This window comes from Segeticoccus rhizosphaerae (assembly GCF_005222685.1).
Taxonomy (GTDB): Bacteria; Actinomycetota; Actinomycetes; order Actinomycetales; family Dermatophilaceae; genus Segeticoccus; species Segeticoccus rhizosphaerae.
Map to the genome: position 1 here is coordinate 125,514 of NZ_SWMA01000003.1, position 9,333 is coordinate 134,846.

Genomic DNA, 9,333 nt, shown 5'->3' on the forward strand with positions numbered 1-9,333 from the left:
CACGGTGATGTCGCACGCGCTCCGCGCCGCGCAGTGCGACGAAAGGTAGTCGGTGTCGCCTGTGTCGAAGTCCCCCTCATCCTCCGCCGCTGCGGCTGAGTCCCTGCCCGCCGAGTTCGGCCACCCCGCACTGCAGGACCTGCTTCGTCTCGGCACGACCCGCGGATCGGTCGACAGTGAGCAGCTGCGTGAGGGGCTCGTGGCCGCGGAGGTGACGCCGAAGCGGATGAAGGTGGTGCTGCGCGCGCTCGAGCAGCAGGGGATCGCGGTGACCCTCGACCCCGCGACCGCCCACCGGGCCGTCGCCGCGACCAGCACGCGCAAGACCACGACGGCCTCCACCAAGACGGCCGCGACGACCAAGAAGGCCGCGGCCAAGGCCAGCGCGAGCCCCGCCAAGAAGGCATCGGGACCGAAGGCGGCCGAGACGGCGGTGGAGGACAAGGCGGACAAGAAGGAGACGGCCAGGAAGGGCCCGGCCAAGAAGACCCCGACCAAGAACGCCGCGACGACCAAGCAGGCGGCGGCTGCCGCGGCGGAGCCCGCGACGACCACGGGCAAGAAGCAAACGGCCAAGAAGACGACCAAGGCCGCCTCCAAGCGAGCGGCGAAGAAGGCCGCGGAGTCCGCCGACGACGTGCCCAACGAGGACCTCGAGGACGACGAGGACGAGGCCGACGCGCCTGCCAAGCCGGTCGAGGAGGAGTCCGAGACCGGCGGGTTCGTGCTGCGGCAGGACGACGAGGACGACGCCCCGGCCCAGCAGGTCGTCACGGCCGGCGCCACGGCCGACCCGGTCAAGGACTACCTGAAGCAGATCGGCAAGGTGGCGCTGCTCAACGCCGAGCAGGAGGTCGACCTGGCCAAGCGGATCGAGGCTGGCCTGTTCGCCGAGGAGCAGCTGAACTCCGGCGAGAAGATCGAGATGAAGCTCAAGCGTGAGCTGTGGTGGATCGCGCAGGACGGCAAGAAGGCCAAGAACCACCTGCTCGAGGCCAACCTGCGGCTCGTGGTCTCGCTGGCCAAGCGCTACACCGGCCGCGGGATGCTCTTCCTCGACCTGATCCAGGAGGGCAACCTCGGTCTGATCCGCGCGGTCGAGAAGTTCGACTACACCAAGGGTTACAAGTTCTCCACCTACGCGACGTGGTGGATCCGGCAGGCGATCACCCGGGCCATGGCCGACCAGGCCCGCACGATCCGCATCCCGGTGCACATGGTGGAGGTCATCAACAAGCTCGCCCGCGTGCAGCGGCAGATGCTGCAGGACCTCGGCCGGGAGCCCACGCCGGAGGAGCTGGCCAAGGAACTCGACATGACGCCCGAGAAGGTCGTCGAGGTCCAGAAGTACGGCCGTGAGCCAATCTCCCTGGCGACGCCGCTGGGTGAGGACGGCGACAGCGAGTTCGGTGACCTGATCGAGGACTCCGAAGCGGTCGTCCCGGCGGACGCTGTCTCCTTCACGCTGCTGCAGGAGCAGCTGCACTCGGTGCTCGACACGTTGTCCGAGCGCGAGGCGGGTGTGGTCTCGATGCGGTTCGGCCTCACCGACGGTCAGCCCAAGACGCTGGACGAGATCGGCAAGGTCTACGGCGTCACGCGTGAGCGGATCCGGCAGATCGAGTCCAAGACGATGAGCAAGCTGCGGCACCCGAGCCGTTCGCAGGTCCTGCGCGACTACCTCGACTGATCGCGCGGCCGGGTAAACCGGGGTTGGCGTGAGGAATCATCGCGAGGTTTGGTGCCCTCCTGGGGGGCGGAACCTCACGAAGATTCCTCACTGGGGTCGGGTGCGTGCGGAGCGACGGCGGCGCCGCGTCGTCCAGCTGTCCACCCGGTCGCCGAGCTCCTGGCCCGGTCGTGCGAGGAGCTCAGCGGCGGCCCTCGCCCAGATCCGCAACTGCTCGCGCCCGCTGCCGGGCCAGAGCATGACTTCCAGGCGCGTGCTCCACGATCGCGTCCTCGTGACGTCGCGCAGCACCTGCTTGGTGTCGCTCCCGATGGACAACGGCTGGGCGGTGGGCACGGCATACCGGGATTGCTCGAGGGTCTGCAGGACCCTGCCCATGGCTGCCGCGGACTCTTTGTCGAGCCCGGTGTGCTGTTGGTAGTGGCGCTGCAGCTGCCGCGGTGTGCGCCCTCGGGGCTCGGCGAAGCCGAAGTCGGACATCCTGCTGGAGAACGCGGCCCACTGCGCTTCGACCCCGTCGCGTCCGGGGAACCGGGCCAGGTGCCGGCGCCGGTAGCGGCCGGCGAGGGGCACGACCAGGCCGGCGAGGATCGCGAGCACCAGGACGCCCACGCCGTAGGGGAGCCGGTCCCACCATGGTGAGGCAGACGGAGCGGGGGCGGTAGTGGTGTCGGTGTCGTTCGGTAGCGAGGTGATGTCTCGTTTCGGGGCGCCGGGCTGCACGACCGGGGGCGCTGCCTCGCTCTGGTTCAACGGGCGGCCTCCGGGTGTCGCCTCGGCCGGTGCCTGTTCGGCGTAGACCGGGGGCTCACCGGACCGGACGGCTGGTGTCGGCTCGAACCGGGCCCAGCCCAGGTCCGGAACGTAGAGCTCGGGCCACGCGTGCGCGTTGGACTGGGTGACGGTGTAGAGGTCGTTGCCGTCCTCCACTCCGGGCAGGAATCCCACGGCCATCCGCGCCGGGATGCCTTCCGCGCGGGCCATCATGACCATCGCCGTGGCGAATTGGGTGCAGTAGCCCTGCTTGGTCACGAGGAAATGGCTGATCGGGTCGAGGCGGTTGCCGTCCGCGTCCCGTCGCGGCGGAGCCAACGTCAGTGAGTAGCTGAAGCGAGTCGGGTCGCGCAGCCAGTCCTGGATCCTGATCGCCTTGCCGAGCGGGGTCCTGGCGCTGCCGGAGACGCGGTTGGCGAGCGTGCGCACGAGGTCAGCGGAGTGAGGATCGAGGGCGAGGTCCTCGGGCGCCACACCGGCAAGCTTCGTTGGGCTCACCGCGAAGGTCCGCGCCTCGACGTCGCGCCCGATCTCCAGGAAGGTGGCCTGGTAGTGACCCGGCCGGCGGCTCACGATCACGGAGCGGTCGTCGGGGTCGATGCCCCAGTCCACCCCGTCGAGGTCTGCGCCGACGACGGGCGACGGCGCCGCGAGCCGCGGGGCGTTGAGCCGGTTGGTCTGCACCTTGATCCGGTACCTCTTGCGGCCGACGTCATGCTGCAGCCCGACCGGTGCCGTGATCTTCGGTGAGTTCGAGGTCGCGACCTGCTTGGGCGACACCTGCTCGGGCAGCCACCGGCCGTCGTCGTAGTGCGAGGTGGTGCTCACGCGCAGCGGGGGAGGCGTGGGGTCGTTGGTGCGGTAGGTGATCACCGGTGTGGTGTCACGGCTCGCCAGGTCTGCGGTGAGGTCGAGGGTCTGGGTGAAGCCGACCGTCCCCGTGCCACCGGAGCCGCTGACGCTGCGACCGAGTCCGTCTGCGAAGTAGTGGGGCGGCAGGTGTGGCAGGACGGTCGGGAGAGCGATCGCCAGCACCAGGGTGGACACACCGAGAGCACGGGCCACCGAGGCGTGGCCCGCGATGCCGCGGACGTCGTCGAGGTCCCGCGTCGGGGTGGCCGGCGTGGCGTCGGTGGACGACCACCTCCTCAGGACGGAGCTGCCCTGGCGAGCCAGGAGCAGCAGCCACATGCAGGCCAGGGCCAGGAAATAGACGGGATTGAGCGAGGACCCGCTGTTGGCGGCCGAGACCAGGAACACGGCGAGCAGCACCAGCCCGGCCACTGCGGGCGCCCTGCGGGTGACCGCCAGGTAGTCGACGACGGTGGCGATGAGCGCCAGCGAGGCGGCGACCACGAAGATGATCGCCGGTGAGGTCGGTGCCGGAGCAGCGAAGTTGGTGACCGTCGTGACGGTCTCCTCGACCAGGACGCGAGCATCATCGAGGGTCTGGTCGGTGGGCAGGCCGTACCAGAGGTGGCCGCCGAGGAACACCCAGATCACCGTGAAGCCGGTGAGGACCAGCTGGGCCACCAGCACCGCCACGCCGCGCAGTCCGGCGGCCCTGCCGAGCATCCCGAGGACCGCCACCAGCAGCACGAGCAGCAGCGCCGGCTGGATCCAGGTCGAGGGCTGCAGGAGGGTGGTGAGCGGCCAGCTGGCCACCGCGAGGGCCAGCGCCGCGAGGAGGCCGTCGGAGGCGCGGACGCGATTCATCGGGCCCCCACCTGCTGCAGCGAGCCGGTGACCGTGGCCCGTTCCCAGACGGCCCGGACCGAGTCGCCGGAGCCGACCACCTGGGTGGTCCAGCCGGCAGTTCCCGGGATGCTGGACATCGCCGTGGTGGACTCGGGACACTCGTACTCCTCGGCGCGGTTGTCGAAGGACCGGGTGTCGAGCAGCAGCAGCAGGCCGACGGTGCCCGGCTGCCGGACCGCGGTGAGCCGGCGCAGGGCGTCCTCGTCGTGGTCCGCCACGACGGCGACCACCACGCCCCCGGTGGCTGCCAGGGTCTGCCCCTCGCGGACGGCGGCGTCGAAGGCCTCCGCCGGTCCCGGCTGGGCCAGCGCGAGCGCCGAGAGGATGGCGTCGAGGTCCACGAGCTGGCCGCTGGCGCCGTCGGCCAGCGTTCCGTCGCTGACGAGGTGGACGGCATACCCCTCGGAGACGAGCCGGACCGCGATGGAGGCCAGCGCACTGACGGCCCACTCGAACGAGCTGGTGCTCCCCGAGCCCCGGTGGGCGGCCGAGCGCGAGTCGAGCAGCAGCACGGCACGACGACGGGCCGGCCGGTCCTCCTGGCGCACCATGATCTCGCCGCGGTGCGCGGTCGCCGGCCAGTGCACCCGCCGCAGCTCGTCGCCCTCGCGGTAGGTGCGGATGCTCACGTCGTCCTCGCCGTGGGAGGCGACCATGTGGGGGATCTCGCCCTCGCTGCCCAGGCCCTCGCCGCGCGGCCGGGCCGCCCCCAGGGGCTCGATCCGTGGCAGCACCAGCACCTCGGTGGTCGAGCGCAGGACCAGGCCGACGTGGGTGAGCCCGAACGGGTCACGCTGTCGCAGCGCGATGGGACCGAGCAGGTGCCGCCCCCGCACGTGGCTGCTCACGCGGTAGGTCAGCCGTCGGCGGGCGCCGGGGTCCATCCGCGGCAACACGAAGCGCGGCCGGTCGCCGAGGGCATAGTCGAGCCGTTCCTCCGCGAGGAAGAGCGGGCTGCGGCGGCCGCCTCGGTTCTGGAAGGTCACCCGCACCTCGGCACGTTGGTCCAGGCCCAGCCGGGCGGGCTGCACCTCGCGCGAGATGGCGATCGCGGGCGGTCGCCTCCGGGTCAGCAGCAGCGCGGCGAGCGGCAGGACGACCAGCAGCACACCGACCCGCGTCAGGTCCGAGAAGCCGAGCAGCATCCCGCCGAGGGTGAGGGTGGTTCCCGCCGCGACGAAGCAGCGCCCACGCGTGGTGAGGGTGTGTCGTCGTCTGCCGGAGGCCATGGCGGGCTAGGTCGTCGGGGCGGGCACCGGTACGCGGTGGACCAGATCACGCAGGACGTCCACCGCGGACCGGTGGGCCAGCTGGGTCTCACCGGTCAGGATCACCCGATGAGCCAGGACCGGTAGGACCAGGGCCTGCACGTCATCGGGCAGCACGTGGTCGCGACCGGCGAGGGCGGCATGTGCGCGGGCAGCGCGCAACAGCTGCAGGCTGGCTCGAGGGCTCGCACCCAGCCGCAGGGCACTGCTCTTGCGGGTCGCGACGGACAGGTCGACGACATACTGACGCACCGCGGGGCTGGCGTAGATGCCGTGGACCTGCTGGATCAGCGACTCCACCGTGGCGGCGTCGGTGACCGGCTCCAGCTTCTCGAGGGGTGACTCGGCGCCGTGGGTCTCGAGCATGGTGAGCTCGGACTCCGCGGCGGGATAGCCCATCGAGATCCGGGCCATGAACCGGTCCCGTTGCGCCTCGGGCAGCGGGTAGGTGCCCTCCATCTCGATCGGGTTCTGGGTGGCCATCACCATGAACGGCCTGGCCAGCAGGTAGGTCTCGCCGTCGACCGTGACCTGCCCCTCCTCCATGCACTCCAACAGCGCCGACTGCGTCTTGGGTGAGGCGCGGTTGATCTCGTCGCCGACCACGACATTGGCGAAGATCGCTCCGCGCCGGAACTCGAAGACCCGGGCGTCCTGGTTGAAGACGCTGACTCCCGTGATGTCGCTCGGCAGCAGGTCGGGGGTGAACTGGACCCGACGCACGGTGCAGTCGATCGAGCGCGCCAGCGCCTTGGCGAGCATCGTCTTCCCGACGCCTGGGACGTCCTCGATGAGCAGGTGCCCCTCCGCCAGCAGCACCGTGACGGCGGTGCTGATCACGTCGGACTTGCCCTCGATCACCGAGCTGATCGCCTCGTGGATGTCGCGGGCCACCCGGATGACCGAGGGGTGCGCCGCGTGGTCGTCGACGTGGTCGCCGACCGGGCCGATCGGCCCACCGGGCTGGTCCTGCGACGCGTTGTGCATCCGTTGATCCTGCCCGATGAGGTCGGTCTGGCTGTCAGCGGCACTCACCAATGAACTCCTTCGGCGGGCGGATCGCTCCCGGGCGAGCGGCCCCGCCCTGTGGTCCCATCATCACCCACTTCCCCCCACAACGTCACGAACATTGCTCCGGTTCAGCCCTCCTGCACCGCAAACCTTGCGGGGGAGCGCCGCCACGGTGCTCGCGACGACCCGAGGGCGCAGCTCGGGGCCTCCCTCTTGGGATCTCCTGCTCGCTTTCCCTCCACCCGCCGTGGATGTCTTTTGACCTGCGCAAACGCGGGGAACACGGCGTCGGAAACACGCACCGGAAGGTTGACCGTGGGGTGAAGTGGAGTAAGGTGGAGGACTACGGAGGCAGGTGGGTCGTCGGGACCCGCGCTGGAGGGAGGGTCGGCTCGTGTTTCTCGGCACCCACACCCCCCGGCTCGACGACAAGGGCCGCCTGTTCCTCCCCGCCAAGTTCCGCGACCGGATGGCCGGTGGCCTGGTGGTCACCCGCGGTCAGGAGCGGTGTCTCTACGTCTTCCCGATGGACGAGTTCACCCGGATGGCCGAGACGATGCGGACCACACCGGTCACGAGCAAGGCGGTCCGTGACTACCAGCGCGTCTTCCTCTCCGGCGCCTCCGACGAGATCCCCGACAAGCAGGGCCGGGTCACCATCCCGGCCGCCCTGCGCGCCTACGCCGGGCTGAGCCGCGAGTGCACCGTGATCGGCGCCGGGTCGCGCGTGGAGGTCTGGGACACCGCCGCGTGGGACGCCTACCTGAGCAGCACCGAGGACGCCTTCGCCGAGCAGGCGGAGGAGGTGATCCCCGGACTGCTCTGACCCGCCCTCCCGACCCTCCCGACCCAGGCCGAGCGCACCTCGACCGCCACGAACCACGAAACCCACCAGCACGGCGCCCCTGGCGCCAGGTCTCCACCCGCTTCCCCGTCCCGACGCACCTTCCCCGGTGTCGGGCCGAGGTCCTCCAGAAGCGGTTGGAGACCTGACGACAGGGCTCGCCACCCCAGACCACCAGTGACCACGCCACCCAGGAGGACAGCGCAGATGAACCCACACGGGGCCGCCGACCAGCGGCACGTCCCCGTGCTGCGCGACCGCATCGTGGAGCTGCTGGCGCCCGCCCTGACCGGCCCCGGCGCGGTGTTCGTGGACGGCACGCTCGGCATGGGCGGGCACACCGAGGCGGTGCTGCGGGCCTGCCCGGAGGCGCGCGCCGTCGGCATCGACCGCGATCGCGATGCCCTGGCGCTGGCGCGCGAGCGGCTCGCCCCCTTCAAGGGACGCTTCACCGCCGTCCACGCCGTGTATGACGAGCTGGACAGCGTGCTATCCGACATCGGCATCGCGTCGGTGCAGGGAGTCCTGTTCGACCTCGGCGTCTCCTCGCTGCAGCTCGACGAGGACCAGCGCGGCTTCGCCTACCGGCAGGACGCCCCGTTGGACATGCGGATGGACCAGGGGGAGGGGCCGACGGCGGCCGACGTCCTCAACACGTATGCCGAGCCGGACCTCGAGCGCATCCTGCGCAGCTACGGCGAGGAGCGGTTCGCGCGCCGGATCGCGGCGGCGGTGGTGCGCGAGCGGACAAAAGAGCCGTTCACCACCTCGGCCCGGCTCGTCGAGCTGTTGCGCTCCGCCGTCCCAGCAGCCTCGCAGCGCAGCGGTGGCCACCCCGCCAAGCGCACGTTCCAGGCGCTGCGCATCGAGGTCAACCACGAGCTGGACGCCTGGCAGGACGCACTACCGCGGGCCGTGGGCGCGCTGGCCGTCGGCGGGCGCATCGCGGTGCTGTCCTACCACTCGCTCGAGGACCGGCTGACCAAACAGACCCTCGCCGCCGGCGCCCGGGGCAGCACCCCGGAGGGGCTGCCGGTGGAGCTTCCGGAGCACGCCCCCTACCTCATGCTGCTGACCCGCGGCGCCGAGGAGCCGGAGCGGGACGAGATCGAGACCAACCCGCGGGCGGCCTCCGCCCGCCTGCGGGCCGCTGAGCGCATCCGTGCCACGAAGGGAAGCCACTCATGAGCCAGATGACTGCGACGGCGCGCGCCGCCCTGCGCGCCCCAGCCACCGGACGCGACCGCCAGGCGCCACGGCTGCGCGTGGTCACAGGACGGCAGGCGCGCCAGAGCAGCGCCGGATTCGTGCTGTTGTGCACGGCGCTGCTGGTCGCCACCATGCTCACCCTGCTGGTGCTCAACACCTCACGGGCCGAAGCCTCCTTCCGGATCAGCGACCTCCAGGCCACCTCCGGGCTGCTCGCCGACACCGAGGGCGGCCTGCGGGCCGACCTCGCGACGGAGCGCTCGCCGCAGCACCTGGCCACCCGCGCCAAGAGCCTGGGCATGGTGCCCTCGCAGACGGCGGCCTTCATCCGGACCTCGGATGGTGCCGTCCTCGGCGTGGCGAAGAAGGCAGAGCCGCAGCCGGACTTTACAGTGGTCCACGAAGCCGCACCCCAACCTGCGGCCCCGGCAGCAGCGTCTCCGTCCGCGGCCACCCCCGCAACGGTCGTCAGTGCTGCCACCAGGGCCGCGGACGCCGCCAGCCAGGAGGAGGCCACCACGGCGAGCACCTCCGGGACGAGCAAGGCGGCAACCCAGCAGCAGGACGCCGACCGGACGAGCGCGGAGCAGGACGCCCGGACGTCGACTAAGGACAGCACGACGACGAAGAGGTAGGAACGTGGCGGACCCGCGAGGCGGTGGCAAGGGCTCCGGGCGGAGCAGTGGACCCACCCCTACGGGGCGCAGGCCGCGCTCCGGTGACCTCCGGTCGAAGCCGTCGTCGAACCGCCGCCGTGCGAGCAGTGGGGCAGGCAGACC

The 9,333-nt window shown here is 71.2% G+C and carries 7 protein-coding genes; 4 read left to right on the forward strand and 3 right to left on the reverse strand.

Translation table 11 applies throughout. The features are described 5' to 3' along the window. Positions 1 to 61: 61 nt before the first annotated feature. Positions 62 to 1,690 (forward strand): RNA polymerase sigma factor, encoded by a 1,629-nt coding sequence (locus tag FCN22_RS03455; RefSeq protein ID WP_137120129.1) that lies wholly within the window; start codon positions 62 to 64, stop codon positions 1,688 to 1,690. An 87-nt stretch (positions 1,691 to 1,777) separates the two neighbouring features. Here FCN22_RS03455 and FCN22_RS03460 read toward each other — a convergent pair whose 3' ends face one another. Genes FCN22_RS03460 through FCN22_RS03470 form a run of 3 tightly spaced genes read right to left on the reverse strand, consistent with a single transcriptional unit; the run spans position 1,778 to position 6,477 of the window. Then, positions 1,778 to 4,180 carry a transglutaminase TgpA family protein gene (locus FCN22_RS03460; protein WP_137120130.1) on the reverse strand — a complete coding sequence of 801 codons (2,403 nt, stop codon included), beginning with the start codon at positions 4,178 to 4,180 and terminating at the stop codon, positions 1,778 to 1,780. After that, positions 4,177 to 5,451: a DUF58 domain-containing protein gene (locus tag FCN22_RS03465; RefSeq protein ID WP_137120131.1), complete on the reverse strand. Its 1,275-nt coding sequence runs from the start codon at positions 5,449 to 5,451 to the stop codon at positions 4,177 to 4,179. The genes FCN22_RS03460 and FCN22_RS03465 overlap by 4 nt, the downstream gene beginning before the upstream one ends. Before the next feature lie 6 nt (positions 5,452 to 5,457). Next, the gene (locus tag FCN22_RS03470) at positions 5,458 to 6,477 is read right to left on the reverse strand and encodes an AAA family ATPase (protein ID WP_137120277.1); all 1,020 of its coding nucleotides are present in this window, start codon (positions 6,475 to 6,477) and stop codon (positions 5,458 to 5,460) included. 418 nt (positions 6,478 to 6,895) lie between these two features. Here FCN22_RS03470 and mraZ point away from each other — a divergent pair, with 418 nt between their 5' ends. The 3 genes from mraZ to ftsL all read left to right on the forward strand — a co-directional run bounded on the left by mraZ (position 6,896) and on the right by ftsL (position 9,189). Beyond that, positions 6,896 to 7,327, forward strand: coding sequence for a division/cell wall cluster transcriptional repressor MraZ (gene mraZ, locus FCN22_RS03475; protein ID WP_137120132.1), 432 nt, complete (start codon positions 6,896 to 6,898; stop codon positions 7,325 to 7,327). 225 nt (positions 7,328 to 7,552) lie between these two features. Further along, a complete protein-coding gene (gene rsmH / locus FCN22_RS03480; protein ID WP_137120133.1) occupies positions 7,553 to 8,533 on the forward strand; it encodes a 16S rRNA (cytosine(1402)-N(4))-methyltransferase RsmH in 981 nt (326 codons plus the stop codon). Then, the gene (gene ftsL, locus FCN22_RS03485; protein ID WP_137120134.1) at positions 8,530 to 9,189 is read left to right on the forward strand and encodes a cell division protein FtsL; all 660 of its coding nucleotides are present in this window, start codon (positions 8,530 to 8,532) and stop codon (positions 9,187 to 9,189) included. Before rsmH ends, ftsL begins: the two co-directional genes overlap by 4 nt. Positions 9,190 to 9,333: the final 144 nt, after the last annotated feature.